Raw genomic sequence first — 16,451 nt, 5'->3', positions numbered from 1 at the left:
GGTTATGACCTCCCATCCAGATTCCCAATTTGTACCTCCTGCGGATTACCGGGCCGTACCGGAATGGAAGCAGTTGCTGACCAAGCCTGAGTTTCCGATTCTGGAAGAAACCCGTAACCGGGTGCATCAGGCCATGCGTGACCGCCAGGTCAACTTTCAGGATCTGGCTCCTGTGGTGGAGCGGGACCCGGCCCTGTGCCTGAACCTGCAGCTGTTAACCGTCCAACAAAACCCGGAATGCCGTCATCAGATCAGCGGTGCAGCCAACTGCCTGTCCCTGCTGGGGATGCAGGAGCTGGTCAAACTGGTCAAACGTTTACCGGTGATCAACGCCGACACCAAAGATCCACGCGAACTCGCGTATCGAACTGCCTTGCACAATGCCCATCTGGCAAGCCAGATTGCCGCCTGGTGGACAACCCAGAAAGGTAATAACAGCGTCCACTATGCGCGCTGGGCCACCCTGCTGCTGGCTGCGCCCTTGTGGAGCTGGTTATTAGCCAATGATCAGGCCCGTAATTTTCTGTATTTCGCCAGCCGGAGGCGCGAGCCCTGGCATGCGCTACAACGAATCAGCGATCGTCACTTGAAGGATTGGCAAACCCTCGCCCGCAAACTGGCACTGCCGCCGCTGGCGGAAGACAGCTGGAATCCAGCCAAATGGCCAAGTCTGCAACAGTGGCATCTGTTACGCCGCTACGACCCCTGGGATTTACCCGACAAGATCGGTCGTCATCTCATCCATACATTTAATCAGCCGCATTTAACGCCGCTGTTCGCTTGCACGCTCGCCTGGCATCTGCATATCGAACCGGATTCGGCGCGGACCCGCCGCTGGTTAACCCTGAGTACCCACTGGCTCAGCAAACCCCTGTATGTCTGGTCGGGAATTTTACGCGAAGCGCAGCTGCTGAGTGCCGAACAGCAGGGCAGCAGTTTCGGCAGTGGTGTATTGCACTGGTTGCAGCCAGAACCTCAGGTACTGCACTACCCCTGGTATGAAGATGAAGTCCAGGCAGCACAGCGCAAACGCTTGCAAGAAGAAGAGGAAAAACGAAGCCGCAGCAAACCGGCAGGCGTGATTGAAGATACACGCGTTCATCCTCAGCCACGGCTGACCCGCACAGCGCAGGAAACCCCGCTCGTTGCAGCCCGACGGCAACGCCCTGCCGTACAGCCACCACAAGCATTACAGGCCGAAGCCGCCCACTCTGAGTCGCCGATCCTTGATCGACTGGCCGTACCAGCCTTGATCAACGGCCGACCTCCGGTGCGGATACCTGCAGAAGAAAAATCGGAAGAACAAGAACCAGCCAGGGCGGAGCACACCAGTCTCGATGCTCTGCAACAACGCTTGCAGCACAATCCAGCCAGTTTTGGTGACTGGCATCAGCTGATGCAGGCGTTACTACACGGTATTCGCAAAGACCTGGGATTACCCTGGGCTGCCGTCACCCTGTTATCCCGCGATAAACAGCAGTTACGACTGGTATATCAGGAAGGACTACCTGAACATGACCCACTCATCAAACTGCAAGTCGAACTCTCCGTCACCAACCTGTTCAGCAAACTGCTCGAACAACCGGCCAGCATTCAGATCACCCCGGCCAGCCGGGCAAAGCTGCTGCGTAACCTGCCCGATAACCTGCAGATGGCGTTGCCACCTTTCTGCCTGTTGATGTCGATACACGCAGGCTCGCGGCCGATTGGCGTCGTGATCGCCGGCACCGCAGGGGAAGCTCCTTCCGCGCAGGTCTGGAACGCCTTTCGCAGCCTCTGCCAAAGTGGCAGCCAAGGCCTGCAGAACCTGCGTCAGCAGAAGTCCAACCCGCGCAACTGAGCACTCCGGGAAGGAACTTGCCTCATCACAACGGTCTATTTCAGCGAGCCCCATCTGCCGGAGTGCGCTCCACATCCGGCGCCGGGGCGGTTACACTGCGGACTATTCCTGTTTTCTGATTGGAGTCCTGAAGGATGAACCAACTTCCCTTGCTGCTGGAACCACAACAGCTGGCTGCTCTGCTGCCACTGGACAAGGTGCTGATCATCGACCAGAGCAAAGCCGAAACCTACGCGGAACATCACGTACCGGGCGCCATTCATCTCGACTTCAAACGCCTGCAACTAGGGGGCGCTCCAACGCCGGGCGCACTGCCGTCACTGACGCAGCTGTCAGCCCTGTTCAGTGAACTGGGACTGACGCCTGACACCACCGTGATTGCCTACGACGACGAAGGCGGCGGCTGGGCCGGACGCCTGATCTGGGCACTGGATATGATTGGCCACAGCCGTTATGCCTATCTCAACGGTGGTATTCATGCCTGGCTGCAGGATGGTCTGGCAACGGAAAGTGGCATCAACAACCCGGTAGCCAGCCAATACGAAGTGACCGGTCTGCAAGTCGGGTTCTCCTTGAGCAAGGAAGATATCATGGCGCGTATTGGTCAGCCGGACTTCGCCGTCTGGGATGCCCGTTCCCATGCGGAATACACCGGCGACAAGGTTATTTCCCGTCGTGGCGGCCATATTCCTGGCGCAGTGAACTATGAATGGACACTAGGCATGGACAAGGCCCGTGGTCTGCGTATCAATAATCTCGATGAATTTTCGGCGCTACTGACCTCCATGGGTCTGACCGCCGACAAGGAAATCGCCACCCACTGCCAGACTCACCACCGTTCCGGTTATACCTATCTGGTAGGCAAGATCCTCGGCCTGAACATCAAGGCTTATCCGGGCTCCTGGTCCGAATGGGGTAACAGCGATGAAACACCGGTTACCACCGGTGAACAGCCCTGATATCTACCCACCATGAACCGAATCTGAAGAGAGAATAACGTGCTGAAAGATGACCTGTTTATCGCCAGCCAGTACCTGCTGCCACAGCACCTGCTGTCGCGTCTGGTCGGCAAACTGGCCGAATGCGAACACACCGGAGTCAAAAACTTCCTGATCCGTCAGTTCATGGACCAGTTTGGTATCCGCCTGGACGACGCCGCCCGTCAGTCACGGGACGACTTCAAGAGTTTTAACGACTTCTTCACCCGCGAACTGCGCCCAGGCGCCCGTCCGCTCGACAGCAATGCCAATGCCATTGTGTCGCCTGCTGATGGCGCGGTTTCACAACTCGGCAAAATCCGCGATGGCCGTATTTTCCAGGCCAAGGGTCAGGACTTCACCGTACTGGAACTGCTGGGCGGCGATGAAGAGCGTGCTCGTCAGTTCCGCAACGGTGAGTTCGCCACCATTTATTTGTCACCTCGGGATTATCACCGGGTGCATATGCCAATCACCGGCACCCTGAAAGAAATGGTGTATGTGCCTGGCTCACTGTTTTCGGTAAACCAGACCACCGCTGAAAATGTGCCTCGTCTGTTTGCCCGCAACGAACGTCTGGTTGCGATTTTCGAAACCGACGTTGGCCCGGTGGCCATGGTTCTGGTGGGCGCCATGATTGTGGCGGCAATTGAAACCGTCTGGAGTGGCCGCGTAACACCACCACTGCGTCGTCTGAGTGTGGTGAACTACGAAAATCCACAACCAGTCGAGCTGGAGAAAGGCGCCGAAATGGGTCGTTTCCTGCTGGGGTCCACCGTTGTGTTGTGCTTCCCGGAAAACACCCTGCAATGGGATCGTGAGCTGGAAAATGGCAGTCCGGTACGTATGGGCAAACGCATCGCCACCATTGGTGCAGCCCCCGCAGCCAACGCTTTCAGTGATGAGCCAGCCGACGACGACAGTATTGACGCTGACGAAGCCAATGCCGAAAGTGGCGGCGATAACTGATCGACCGCCCCTTGCGTATTCCCCGGATCAGTCAGCGGCCAGACGGCCGCTCTGATCCAGTACCAGATGAGTGTGCTCGCTATCCAGAATAACGTGCTCGACGCCCTGGCCCTCCAGCAACTCCAGAACCTTGATCTTGTGCTCCGGAACCGCATGCACCAGAGCATCGTATTGCAGCTCCAGCCCGCTGCCACTGTGACCACTGGTATCCACATGGATCACCATCTGCAACGTCTCTCCGGCACTGGTATCCACCACCGGCTGATCCACAAACAGATCTTCAATACTCAGCGGTAACAGCTGATCGCCAGCTTTTACCTGCACATGCTCCTTGACGTAACCAAGCCAGGCCCCCGCATCGGTTTCTTCGGTATCCGCTGCAGGCATGGCTGGCATACCACTGATCTGTTTAATCACAGCCACCGGCCAGCGCAGGGTCAAAATCAACTGGTTATCCCCCGTTCGTAACAGAAGCTGGCTACCATCAGCCGCCAGAGTCTCAGCCCATGCAGAAGCAACCAGCAGCAGGCCACACAAAACACGGACAAAATGACGCAAGAAAGGGATCGATTTTTTCATGAAATATTCCGATAAACAGTAGCCGATCAACATCAGTAACAGGCAAACGGAGGAATTACCTTGTACAGAACGACAAGGTAAAGAAAAGCCAGATCAAACAGGGCTAACCGCGCCATATAATCACAATCCGAGTCAAGGTTACGACACAGATTGTTTGGAACAGTCAGTTATATCCATCTCTATGACATAAGGCTGTTGCAACCAAAGAACAATTTCTTGCACAGTTGATACTTGTCGAATTTGACCACCGGTCCAGGTGCACTCAGAATAACTCTGCGCGAGTGCAGCGCCCCCTCCGGAGCGTTAGAGACACTCTGAATAACTCTGCACAGCTCTCGGCTCTGGCTCCTGCTTCGCCCTAACTCCTGCAGTCGTGCGCGAGCGCTGCAGCGCGTATGAGCAAGGCGACGAATGCAGCGAAATGACGAGTACTTTCCAAGTTCGTCAACACCGCTCAAACGCACTGCAACCCGCGCACTTCGGGGCTTTCGGGATGGCATCGCGGGCACCTGGCTATGCAGAAATGCCCCATGCACGTAGAGTATGATGGCCCACTTGCAAAGAGGTTTATTGCTTGCCGAGTGGATAACCATATATCGGAAACAATGTACGTCCTCTCCCGGACAAGAATCTTATTGATCCACGTCGGGACGGAAAACCTGATGGCAAGGAAAATAGCGGAAATTGACAAATATTGGGTATTGGAATCCGGCCAACATCGCCAAAGTCGTCATCACGCTGTGAGAAACTCGTCAGAATAGTCCAGTAAAGACTCTGGCAAGGATGCCGGATTGCATATAGTGTTACCTGAAACACGCGTCAGTTAACGCTCGTAACATTGGTCAGGTGAATTTTATCGTTCGGCAAGCTCTGTGAAGGGCAAGATCCGCTACAATACACAACTGTAGGACGGTACAACGCATCGGACACGCAAAAGGATCAACATGTCGACAGTTAATGACACCCTGCATCTGCTGCTTCACACCGAGTCGCAGAACGACGCCGAAGGCATTGTAAGTTTGTTGCGCAGCTCCGGCAGCGCCACCAGGGCTCAGGCCTTTACATCGCTGGACGAATTCACCCAGCAGCTACAACAAAAAGGCTGGGATATCCTCGTTACTGAGGTGAAGGCCAACAATCTGAGTTACCAAGACCTGCAACAGCAGATCCAGCGCCTCAACAAAGACCTGCCGCTCATCCTTCTGACACCGGACATTGATCTGATGTTGATGGAAGATGCACTGAAGCGCGGTGCCGCCGCCGTTGTACCAAAGGATGAATCCAACCTGTTGATGCTGGCTATTGATCGTGAAATGCATCACTTGCGTATCCGCCGTGAAATGCGAGCGATGGAAATCAGGGTACGTGATGCAGAAAAACGGGCTCAGTCAATGCTGGAAAGCTCTCGAGAGGCTGTTGCCTACATTCACGATGGCATGCACATTTTCGCTAATGGCTCGTATCTGAAGCTGTTTGGCTACGAGAGTGTTGCCGATCTTGAAGGCATGCCAATCATGGACATGGTCGACGGCAATGGTCAGGGTGATTTCAAGAGTTTCCTCAAACACTACAATAGCAGCAACCAGCAGACCGACGAACTGAACACCATCGGGATTGATGGCGACGGCAACCCGTTCCCAATGAATATGACCTTCTCACGTGCAACCTACGGTGAAGAGCGTTGTATTCAGGTCAGCATCAAGGCCTCCAACAAGAACAACGAGCTTGAAGCCCGCCTGCGGGAAATGAGCAATGTTGACATCATGACCGGCCTTTATAACAAGCCTTATTTCATGGCCCAACTCGAAAAGTCCGTCGACAAGGCGGTGCTGGGCGGTGAAACTGGTGCCATTTTCTATATCAATGTTGATCACTTCGGTAAGGTCAAAAGCGAAGTCGGTATCAGCCGCGCTGATACCGTCCTGCTGGAGCTGGCCAACTCACTGAAAAAACGTATCAATGCCGAACACATATTGTCGCGCATCAGTGAAGATATCTACGCTTGCATTTTTATGGGCATCAGTGCCGATCAAGCCGTGGGTACAGCTCAATCGCTACGCCAACATATTGAGAATCTGCTGATTGATCTGGGCGACCGCACAATTTCAGTGACCGCCAGTATCGGTATTGCGCTGATCAACGAAACCAGTTCCCGTCCGGAGGATGTGCTACAGCAGGCGCACTACGCTTCCGATGGAGTCCGCAAGCTCGAAGGCCATGAACAAGGCAATGGCGTGATGCTGTATGTACCGCTATCACGCGAGAAACAAGCCAACGAAGTCGGCATGGAAGACTTGCTGACCGAGGCCCTGCGCAAAAATGGTTTCCGCCTCATGTTCCAGCCACTGATCAGCTTGCGCGGCAGCGATGCAGAGCATTACGAAGCCCTGTTACGTCTGCCAGGCAGTAATGGCATGGAAATTTCGGCTGGTGAGTTCATGAACAAGCCGGATGTAACCGATGCTTTGAAACGCAAAATTGATCGCTGGGTAATCCTCAATACAGTGAAAATGGTTGGTGAACATCACCAGAAAGGCCATAACACCCGCGTATTCATCAACCTGACTTCTGCCTCCATTCTGGATGACAGCCTGCCTGGCTGGATCGGTGTAGCGTTACGAGCAGCCCGACTGCCGCGTGGGTCGGTGATTATCCAGTTCAGTGAAGACGACGCCGGAAGGGTACTTAAACAGGCTCAGGGTTTTACCGAAAGCCTGACCGAAAAAGGCATTCACAGCGCTATCAGCCGTTTTGGTTGCGCTCTGAACCCATCACGTAACCTCAAGCATCTGACCGTTGAATACGTCAAGCTGGACGGCTCTTATACACGAGAAATGAACGACAGCCCGGATCATCAGCAACAGTTAAAGAACCTTCTGGCGGAACTCCACGAAGCCAACAAACAGACCATCCTGCCGCAGGTCGAGAGTGCATCAACACTCGCCAGCCTCTGGCAACTGGGCGTTCATTTTGTACAAGGTTACTACGTGCAGGCTCCACAAGAGAGCATGAGCTACAACTTTGAAGAAGAGAGCAGCTTCTGAGCAGACCAGCGTCTGCCCAGAAGCACTCTGCACCTCCGCGGTTACCGGTCGGTAATCGCGGAGGTCAGACACCACTCAGTCGGCGACTGGTGGTTCCATGATGTCGCGATCGCGATAACCCAACAGGTACAGAATACCGTCCAGGCCTAACGTCGAGATTGAGTGACGAGCGTTTTCACGTACCAGCGGTTTGGCACGGAAGGCAATCCCCAGACCGGCAATGCTCAGCATTGGCAGATCGTTGGCACCATCACCAACAGCAATGGTCTGCTCCAGACGGATGCCTTCTTTGGCAGCCAGCTCGCGCAGCAGGTCGGCTTTACGCTGACCATCCACGACCGGCTCAATCACACGACCGGTAACAATGCCGTTTTCCATTTCCAGCTCGTTGGCGAACACATAGTCAATGCCAAGACGCTTTTGCAGGTAACGGCCAAAGTAGTTAAAACCACCGGACAGAATGGCAGTCTTGTAACCCAACGCTCGCAGGTTGTAGATAAGACGCTCGGCACCTTCGGTGATTGGCAGGTTCTGGGCGATACCTTCCAGAACATCGGCATTCAGGCCCTTCAGCAAGGAAACCCGCTCGGCGAAGCTCTGTTTGAAATCCAGTTCGCCTTGCATCGCCCGTTCGGTAATGGCCGCTACCTGCTCGCCCACACCGGCCGCACGCGCCAGTTCATCAATCACTTCGGTTTCGATCAGGGTAGAGTCCATATCGAAGGCCACCAGACGGCGGCTACGACGGTAAACATCGTCGACCTGGAACGCCACGTCGACCCCCAGTTCGTTTGCCACTTCGAGGAAACGCGCCCGCATTACACTCTGATCCGCCTCACCACGTACCGAGAATTCCACACAAGCACGGGTTTTGGTATCCGTCTGCTCGGTCTGTTCCAGAGGAACCCGACCGGACAGGCGTGAAATCTGGTCAATGTTCAGACCACTGTCGGCAATTACCCGGGTCACACGCGCAATGGCCTCAGCTTCCATCGAACGCGCCAGCAAGGTAATGATATGTCGGGATTTGCCCTGCCCCGCCACCCAGTTTTCATAACTGTCGGCAGAGACAGGGGTAAAACTGACGCTCAGCCCCAGTTCATGTGCCTTGAAAAGCACATCCTTGAGGACCGGGGCGGCGTCGGCGCTGGCCGGAATGGCTGCCAGAATCCCCAGCGACAGGGTGTCATGGATTTCGGCCTGGCCGATATCCAGAATCGTGACACCATATTGCGCCAGGATGGCGCTGATGCTTGCCGTAAGCCCAGGCTTGTCGGCACCGGTTACCCGGATAAGAACCAGTTCGGTCACACTCGTTTCCCGTTTCCGGCCAGAGGCCAATTACAGTTTTTCCAGATCGGCTTTGGCAGCCGCAACCACACCGCGCAGCTCTTCGATCAGCTCAACGGTTTCGTGCACAGACAGGGCACGTACACGATCCAGGCTCATCAGAAACAGGCCTTTTTCTACTTTTTCGATTTTGTCTTTCAGAGACTTTTTAACATCGCTCATGGTGGTTCCTCGAGATTAAGGTTAGTCAGACTGGCGGGCGTTATGATTGGCTCACAACGTCCTGAAAACCGGTCGGCGAACAGCAACACCGCATAAATCTGGCTCAAGTTGGCCATTTTTGACCGTCAGCCGTGAAAATTGCGCATTGTCCGGTGCCGCTGGCCGTAAGCGGCGCCTATAATAACACCTAATTTTCGGAAATCTCCGTCTGATTATTCTGGCAACTATCCATGCGCAATCTCTTTCGACGTAAGTTTAATCTGGGTCAAACCTGCGGAATCCTCGCCGCCCTGCAACTGCTGGTTGCCGGTCTGGTGATTTCGATCCTGACCTATAGCCATCTGCTCGGCAGCCTGCGTCAGGAAGTGCAGGATGACAGCGTTCGCCAGCTGCAACGTCTGTCGATGGTGATCGCTCCTGCCGTGCTACAAGAAGATCGCATCAGCCTGAATGTCACCCTGGCAGACTGGACAAGGGGGCCGGAGATGCCATCAATTCGTATCATGGACACCAGCGCCCAGATCATTGCCGAAAGTGGCCGCCAGAGTTCCGGCAAGATTATCAATCTGCCGCTGACCCAGGATGACAAGGTGCTGGGCAACATCGAAGCCACCATCAACACTATCACCGCCGACCGTATTGCTGGCCGCTATCTGTCGCTGGCATTGATGGCAACTGGCTTGTCATCGCTGCTGGCGGGCTTTATCGCCTATCATCTGGCAGAGCGCTCCGGTTCCTACCTGCAACAGATTACCCGTCAGCTCAAACAGTGGGGTGAAGGCAAGCCGCTGTTCATCCCAGAACACAACGACGGCCAGATCAATGAAATAAATGATCTGCACTATAGCCTTCGTCGATTGCAACAGAATGAATCACGTCGTCTGGCATTAGAGCAAGCTCTGAGCCAGTTTATGTATCGCAGTGAAAAACCACGCACCAGCAGCGTTACCTACCAGCGTTGTGCAATTCTCTATTTTGAAATTGATGAGCTGGACATTCTACTGGCACGCTTGAGTGCTAACGAACTGGCCAGTACGCTGGACGAATACCATCGTCTGCTCAGCCAGGCCGCCAAACTGTACAACGGTACCCTCGACCGTTATCAGGGCGATGGCATCGTGATGATTTTTGGTCTGCCAGATGGCAACGAGCGCGATACTCTGCACTGCATTTACGCTGCCCAGCTGTGCATTGGTCTGATCCAGAGTGCCCGCCGCAAGAATCCGGCTCTGGCGCGAGTCAGCCTGCGTTGTGCTGCTCACTGGGGCCCAATCCTGCTGGCCCCGGTCAGTCAGGACCAAAATACCCATTACAGCCTGATTGGTGACACTCTGTTCTGGGCGTCACATCTGGCGCGTCGTAGTGAAGAAAACCGGGTTCTGGTCAGCCAGTCACTGATCAGTGAATTGCCAGTGGAGATTGGCCTGGAATGGGACGAAGGCCCTCTGGTGAGCGACCTGCAAGGTAACGAACAAACCAACTTCTGGCTGCGTAGCCTGCCTGAAAAAAGCCGCACCCTGATTGAACGCCAGATCCATCACATTGCTTCAACCACCGAAAAAATTTCGTGAGCCCCGACTGCCATACCGATCCTGTAATAAAAAGGCCCTAACGGGTCTTTTTATTCTTTATCGTCTCCCCAATGAAAAATTTCAGATCCAGCGCAAGCGCCGGAACCACAGTAGCAAACCGGTAGCAATCGACGCCATAACACCCAGCAATACGAAATAACCGTCGTGGGTACGCAGCTCCGGTATGTACTCAAAGTTCATCCCATACAACCCCGCCAGAAAGCTCAACGGCACAAAAATCGCAGTAATAACCGTCAGCACCCGCATGGTGTTATTCAGCTGGTGTGATGTCACTGCAAGATAACCATCAATCAGATCTCGACAGATGTCGTAAAACAGGCTGGCCAGACTGTTAAGGCGCTCAAAGCGGTCATGCAGGTCGGTCAGGATATGTTCGAGGTCATCACGTTCGAGGTTGAACAGTTCGTAGTCACCACTGCGCAGCTCCGACGAAATACTCTCGTGGTAGTTAAAAATTCGCCTTAACTTCACCAGCCGCGATTTATAAGCCATCAACTCCCGCATCATGGCGTCTGATCCGCGCGCCATAATCTGGTCTTCGACATCACTCAGATGATCTTCAAACTCGAGAATATGCTCCAGGTAAATACCCGACGAAGTGTGCATAAGGCGCATGGCCAGTTGTGCCGGGCAACGCTGCAAATGGGTAGCCGCATTGGTTTCAAACAGGCGATTAACGGCCACTGACGGCTGCGGGTGGTAACTGATCAACAGGCGCTGACCAATAAAAAACGAGATCGACTGCGGGTCATAATTCAGTTCGCTGTCGAAACTGGCAATGCCACGGTAAAGGATAAACACGTGGTCATCGAACTCTTCGAGTTTGGGGGGATGACGGTCCCGTTGGGCATCATCAATCGCCAGCCGGTGGCAACCCAGCGACTCCAGTAGTTCACGATCCTGACGTTTGGCCAACTCACCTTCGGATTGCAGATCCAGCCACAAGCGCGAGCTGCTCTGATGTCGCCAGCACTCCACCAGTTCCAGACCACCACTGATGGCTTGCCCCTGCTCGTCGACCAGCAAGGTTCTGATCATGTCAAAAACTCCTCTTGTTGAGCACCGGCTACGCCACCCAGGGTAGCCGTCACGCAGCAAGCGCCGTGCTTACAAACGCCGATGGCTGGCCACCGGCATGTTCTGGCGCACGTCGGCCAGATGTTTGAGATCGATATCTGCCAATGCAAATCCCGGTTCTTCCGCCAGGCTGGCCACCACCGAACCCCACGGATCAATCACACAGGAATGCCCCCAGGTACGGCGTTTTTCGTCGTGCCAGCCACACTGATTGGACGCCAGAACATAACATTGCTGCTCGATGGCACGGGCACGCAGCAATACCTCCCAGTGAGCTTGCCCTGTGCGCCAGGTGAAAGCCGCCGGTACACATATCAGTTCAGCCCCACGTTCACGCAACTGGCGGAACAGCTCAGGGAAACGCACGTCGTAACAGATGCTGAGGCCAAGACGCCCAACCGGCGTATCAATCACCACCACTTCGTCACCCGGTGCAAAACGCTCCGATTCACGATAGGTGCCCTGGGCATCACCAACGGCCGCATCAAACAGATGAATCTTGTTATAACGGGCAACCACTTCCCCCTGTTCATCCAACACCAGACAGGCGGAGCTGACACGGGTTTCCTGTTCATCCGGCGCCGCCTGCGGAACCGCTCCGGCCACCAGCCAGATTTTCCACTGTCGGCACCAGCTCGCCAGTTCTTCCTGCCAGTCAGTGCTGGCGGCCAGTCCCGGATAACGCTTTCCTTCCAGACTCAGAAACATTTCCGGCAGCACCACAAGACGTGCACCGGCTGCGGCCGCATCGGCTACCAGCGTTCTGGCGGTGGCCAGATTCACCAGTGGATCGGCAAGGCTTGTCATCTGTATGACCGCAACCCGGCTCATTTGCTCTCCTCCATACCGAAAATACTCATGAATCGGTCTTTAAACCCACGGCTTTGTTTGCCATCCACGTCGTTATCAAACGCCTGACGGATCTTCAGATCCGGGTTACTCCAGGTGCCACGCACGTCGTAACTGGCGCTGGTAAATTTCTCCAACTCATCACCGATCAGTTTCTGGGTCACGTAAATGGCACCGGCAATCGGTGCTGCAAATCCGGTCAGTACCGCCACCACCGGTAACGAACCGGTTACCGGGAAGGTTACCGCCAGCTTGAGATCGAGACTCTGGTCATTGAGGTTGGAGGTGCCCGAGGCCAGGAACTTGGCACCAGGGCCATCGATCACCAGCGGCTCGGTGAAGTTCAGCAGGCCGTTATGAATCTCGACTTTGGCTTTGGTAACGTCAAAGGCAACTCCGGATTGATACAAATCGGAAAAGTCGAGCTGCAGGCGCCGCGAAATTGAGTTGAAGTTCAGCACTCCGAAAGCGCGCAATGCACCGGTGCCTTCGGTTTTCCAGCTGCCGTTTTCAATCCGGACACTGGCAATACCATCCAGCGACCAGGTATTAAAGGCCAGAGGTGAACCCATCCACTGCATATTGAGCGCCGAACGCCAGGTTTTGCCATCCACCAGCACCGACTGGCGGAAAGCTTTCTGTACCGAACCGAGATCACTGCCCTTGACCTGGAAATTCTCCAGACGGGTATTATGACCCCAGTCGTCCACAACCCAATACAGATCACCCGTGAAGTTCATGCCTTTCATGCGGCCATCTTCAATCAGCAGATGCAGGCCATCAGCCTGGGGACGGGATTTCAGCGTCCAGGCACCGAGATTCCAGCCACCCAGAAACACCTCATCAATATGAATATCCATGGAGCTGATGGTCGCGGGTTCGATGTCGCGCAAAATATCCGTCTCCAGACGCTGGCGGAAACGCGCCAGCATCGGGTCGCCGCTCGAGGCTACCGGTGTAGCCGAACCAGGTTCGTCTGCCTCTGGTTGTGGCAAATGCAGATATTCGAGCTTGATATCGAGTGGTTCGTTACCGGGATGCAAAATGACCTTGCCCTTGGCCAGCTCACTTTCGATATCCACATTCCACTCCCCCCAGGACTGATCAGCAACCAGGACAGTTTCTCCAACCGGCATATCCCAGGCCTGCAATTGCAGCAGTCGCAGTTCGACCCGCCGTAACGGGTTGGTATCGTCAGGTGCTGTACCAGAAGCAGAATCGCTTACAGACTCACCAACAGCAGAAGTCGAAGCACTGCTGGCGAGCGCCAGAGGTTGTAAACGCTGCCACAAATTCCACCAGTCGGCGGCGTTTACCGGATCTTCCAGGGTGCCACGAATCTCGATGCCCGCATCACTTGGTAAGAAAGGTTCTTCACCACCGAGATAAACCTGACCACGGCTGATACCCTTGCCGTCCAGCGCCAGTACCGCCCGTGCGTGTTTGTCGTACTCAAGGGAAATCCGGGTTTCACGACCAGGTTTGACCTTGACGGTTAGCGGGTGCTCACCATCAGCGGCCTCCTTATAAAAGGGGGCCGGGAAATCCATCTGCACACCCTTGAGAGTGGAACTCAGGTCAAACTGGCTGTTGCTATTGGTAGTGTTGATGCTGAAGCTGGCTTTGTAGTCAAAACCACCACTGACCGGATCCAGCAGAAAGGTGGGTTGCCAGCGCTTGTAGGCATCCATGGTGGCCGAACCGGTTGCTTCGATTTTTGAACTGAAGCCACCACTCAGCACTTTGGAGCTGATGGATGCATTAAATGGCCCGCCCATAATCTGGCCGCGCAGGTCTTTACTGCTCAGGCCTTTCAAAGAGTCAAAACCAATGCTGCCATCCAGCTGACTGAAGGTCAGGCCCAGCTCACCGAGGGTCAACTCACCATTATGAATACGGCTTTCCAGCTGTACTTTGGGTTCGCCCCCCTTCTGCCCCAGCCCCATATTTAAACGGAAATTCGTCAGCAAAGCGCCGGAGCCGGACCATTTGTCGAAAGCATTGTTAACCAGCTTCTGCAATGGAGTGGTTGTGAAATACGACAGGCCCTCACGGAATCCCCCCTGCAACTGACCACTGACAGCCAGCTGAGTCTGATTACGCGCATCGGGCTGAAGACTGACCGTACCGGTTCCTTCCACCAGCTTGCCACCCAGTGTTGTGGCCTGATCGAGATGAATATCCAGCGCGGGCGTATCCATCAACAGATTACCCTTGATATCACTGACCTGAGGCCAGCCGTCCAGGTAACGCAAACGGGCCTTGTCGACATCCAGATAGAGCTGGGTCGTCAGGGCATTTTTTGGATGATTCTGGGCCAGGTTGCCGTTCAACAGAAAAACACCGTTGGAAAGCTCACCTTCCTGAAGGGAATACGCCAGCCAGTCACGAACGTCTTTTTCAACCAGATCCGGCACCAGCCGCTGGCGGTCAGCAACCGTGGCCTTCGGAACCCCCAACAGCAGGCTGAACAAACTTTCGCGATTCGGAAACCGTGACGACGGGAAATGCATGGCCACCTCGGCACGAACATCCAGATGGCCCGAACGCGCCTGAATACCGGTCACCCACAAACGCGACTGATCCGTGCCAATATCCCACTGCACGCGAGCACTGACATCATCCAGCTGCCAGGGCTCGTTGTAGACACCAGCCAGATTCATGACCACCGATGGCTGGTGATACACATCCACAATCCCCTGAAATGGCTGCAGATGAAGATCGGCATCGACCCCGGTGAAGCCGGGAATACCGTTGTAGGGCTGACTGCTGACTCCGGTCAGACGCGCGCGCACATCCACCACCGGAGTATCACCCGGCAGCAGCGACACACGAATATCATCGGCCACCCCTACCGGCGCAATATTACTCAGATAACGATCGAACGGCGCGGGTAACAGGGCGTGATTCAGCAGGTATTTGAGGACATCCTCAACTGCCAGTTGCGGTACACCAAACTGCCAGCCTGAGGTGTTTTCGAGCACAACACGACTGATGGTAACGTCGTTGAGCGGTACCTGTTCACCCAGTTCTGGCCACACCCGCACGTGCCAGTCGGAACCGTTATGCATACCGCCAAGGCGAATCCGACCGTTGGTAATCGACAGCGGTTCTGCACGGGTCGTCATTTGCAGACGATCCACCCCAAGATCCGCATACAGGCTGTCGAGCTGGCCGTTTTGCAGCTGCAACCAGACCTTGCCAGAGGCGGCCAGATCTTCCATGTGCAGACCCATCGGCAGACTATCCGGAATCCAGCGCAACAGGGATACCGGTTCCAGCTCCAGATACGCCTGGGCCGATTGCTGTTTCCACGGCCACAATGGACCGCCCAGAACAGTATCAAGGTGAATCGCTGACGACTCCACACCATTACCGTAGGCGAGTTTGCCGGTCAGGCCGGTGCGTTTGCCCTGATGACGCCACAACAGGGAATCAATACGCACCTGATCAATGATGCCGGGAGAACCTTCAACATCAATCTGCCAGTCATGCAGGGAAATCCGGTCCTGACGCTCCAGAATACGCGCCCACATGGGTTTCGCATCAGGATCAGACGGAGCAGCCACCTCTGGCTCTGGATCGGCTGGCGCAGATGAAGCGGTCAGCAGCCATTTTTCACCAATAAACCACTGGCGATCCTGGCGACGGAACGCGCCGCGCACGCCGTCGACATCAACTCGACTGAAAACGGGCAGACGGTAATAAAGAGTGCGAGCTACATCCAGCTCCAGCTGGAGGCGGCGAATATTCAGATCAGAGCCGGTGACACCAATCTGAACGTTATCGAGACGAAGAACAGGCGTGACATAGCGCCAGCCCCCCTGGACACGACCAATCGTGACCGGTTGCTGCAGCTGTTCCGTCAGCAGTTGCTCAATATCAGCATGACGGGTTTCGACCAGCGGGATCAGCTGACGACCTAGGCTGGTATACAGAGCGGTGAGTAACAAACCCACCACAACCGTAATCCAGATTTGTCTCCAGCAGGCTGCCAGGAAACTCATTCAGT

At 55.0% G+C, this 16,451-nt stretch carries 11 protein-coding genes; 5 read left to right on the top strand and 6 right to left on the bottom strand.

All coding sequences use genetic code 11. The features are described from left to right. Window positions 1-4 precede the first annotated feature (4 nt). From OUO13_RS04075 to asd, 3 genes are all read left to right on the top strand, one after another. The gene (locus OUO13_RS04075; RefSeq protein WP_283172574.1) at window positions 5-1,840 is read left to right on the top strand and encodes a hypothetical protein; all 1,836 of its coding nucleotides are present in this window, start codon (window positions 5-7) and stop codon (window positions 1,838-1,840) included. 134 nt (window positions 1,841-1,974) lie between these two features. Beyond that, complete coding sequence (locus OUO13_RS04070; RefSeq protein ID WP_283172573.1) at window positions 1,975-2,799, top strand: sulfurtransferase; 825 nt, start codon at window positions 1,975-1,977, stop codon at window positions 2,797-2,799. Window positions 2,800-2,838: 39 nt separating this feature from the next. Then, window positions 2,839-3,786, top strand: coding sequence for an archaetidylserine decarboxylase (asd, locus tag OUO13_RS04065; RefSeq protein ID WP_283172572.1), 948 nt, complete (start codon window positions 2,839-2,841; stop codon window positions 3,784-3,786). A 27-nt stretch (window positions 3,787-3,813) separates the two neighbouring features. On the opposite strand, the gene OUO13_RS04060 is transcribed toward asd, so the two are convergent. Beyond that, a complete protein-coding gene (locus OUO13_RS04060) occupies window positions 3,814-4,365 on the bottom strand; it encodes a hypothetical protein (protein ID WP_283172571.1) in 552 nt (183 codons plus the stop codon). Window positions 4,366-5,309: 944 nt separating this feature from the next. Between OUO13_RS04060 and OUO13_RS04055 the strand changes: the two genes are divergently transcribed. Continuing rightward, entirely contained in the window at window positions 5,310-7,409 is a 2,100-nt protein-coding gene (locus tag OUO13_RS04055; protein WP_283172570.1) for an EAL domain-containing response regulator, read from the top strand. Window positions 7,410-7,484: 75 nt separating this feature from the next. Here OUO13_RS04055 and serB read toward each other — a convergent pair whose 3' ends face one another. Together serB and OUO13_RS04045 are read right to left on the bottom strand one after the other, a co-directional pair. After that, entirely contained in the window at window positions 7,485-8,720 is a 1,236-nt protein-coding gene (gene serB / locus OUO13_RS04050) for a phosphoserine phosphatase SerB (protein ID WP_283172569.1), read from the bottom strand. 30 nt (window positions 8,721-8,750) lie between these two features. Continuing rightward, entirely contained in the window at window positions 8,751-8,921 is a 171-nt protein-coding gene (locus OUO13_RS04045) for a hypothetical protein (protein ID WP_283172568.1), read from the bottom strand. Between the two features lie 230 nt (window positions 8,922-9,151). Here OUO13_RS04045 and OUO13_RS04040 point away from each other — a divergent pair, with 230 nt between their 5' ends. Further along, on the top strand, window positions 9,152-10,492 hold the full coding sequence (locus OUO13_RS04040) for an adenylate/guanylate cyclase domain-containing protein (RefSeq protein WP_283172567.1): 1,341 nt from the start codon (window positions 9,152-9,154) through the stop codon (window positions 10,490-10,492). Between the two features lie 81 nt (window positions 10,493-10,573). On the opposite strand, the gene OUO13_RS04035 is transcribed toward OUO13_RS04040, so the two are convergent. From OUO13_RS04035 to OUO13_RS04025, 3 genes are all read right to left on the bottom strand, one after another. After that, window positions 10,574-11,551 carry a magnesium transporter CorA family protein gene (locus OUO13_RS04035; RefSeq protein ID WP_283172566.1) on the bottom strand — a complete coding sequence of 326 codons (978 nt, stop codon included), beginning with the start codon at window positions 11,549-11,551 and terminating at the stop codon, window positions 10,574-10,576. 69 nt (window positions 11,552-11,620) lie between these two features. Continuing rightward, a complete protein-coding gene (locus tag OUO13_RS04030; RefSeq protein WP_283172565.1) occupies window positions 11,621-12,421 on the bottom strand; it encodes a carbon-nitrogen hydrolase family protein in 801 nt (266 codons plus the stop codon). Next, complete coding sequence (locus OUO13_RS04025; protein ID WP_283172564.1) at window positions 12,418-16,446, bottom strand: YhdP family protein; 4,029 nt, start codon at window positions 16,444-16,446, stop codon at window positions 12,418-12,420. Before OUO13_RS04025 ends, OUO13_RS04030 begins: the two co-directional genes overlap by 4 nt. Between the last annotated feature and the right edge of the window lie 5 nt (window positions 16,447-16,451).

The organism is Parathalassolituus penaei, from assembly GCF_026626885.1.
GTDB classification, from domain to species: Bacteria; Pseudomonadota; Gammaproteobacteria; order Pseudomonadales; family Oceanobacteraceae; genus Oceanobacter; species Oceanobacter penaei.
This window is presented reverse-complemented; position numbering and strand designations above follow the sequence as displayed.

Excerpts from the sequence above, each read along its gene's own strand:
- OUO13_RS04075 (WP_283172574.1), top strand. The coding sequence starts at position 5 with ATGACCTCCCATCCAGATTCCCAATTTGTACCTCCTGCGGATTACCGG.
- OUO13_RS04070 (WP_283172573.1), top strand. The coding sequence starts at position 1,975 with ATGAACCAACTTCCCTTGCTGCTGGAACCACAACAGCTGGCTGCTCTG.
- OUO13_RS04060 (WP_283172571.1), bottom strand. The coding sequence starts at position 4,365 with ATGAAAAAATCGATCCCTTTCTTGCGTCATTTTGTCCGTGTTTTGTGT.
- OUO13_RS04055 (WP_283172570.1), top strand. The coding sequence starts at position 5,310 with ATGTCGACAGTTAATGACACCCTGCATCTGCTGCTTCACACCGAGTCG.
- OUO13_RS04045 (WP_283172568.1), bottom strand. The coding sequence starts at position 8,921 with ATGAGCGATGTTAAAAAGTCTCTGAAAGACAAAATCGAAAAAGTAGAA.
- OUO13_RS04040 (WP_283172567.1), top strand. The coding sequence starts at position 9,152 with ATGCGCAATCTCTTTCGACGTAAGTTTAATCTGGGTCAAACCTGCGGA.
- OUO13_RS04035 (WP_283172566.1), bottom strand. The coding sequence starts at position 11,551 with ATGATCAGAACCTTGCTGGTCGACGAGCAGGGGCAAGCCATCAGTGGT.
- OUO13_RS04030 (WP_283172565.1), bottom strand. The coding sequence starts at position 12,421 with ATGAGCCGGGTTGCGGTCATACAGATGACAAGCCTTGCCGATCCACTG.
- OUO13_RS04025 (WP_283172564.1), bottom strand. The coding sequence starts at position 16,446 with ATGAGTTTCCTGGCAGCCTGCTGGAGACAAATCTGGATTACGGTTGTG.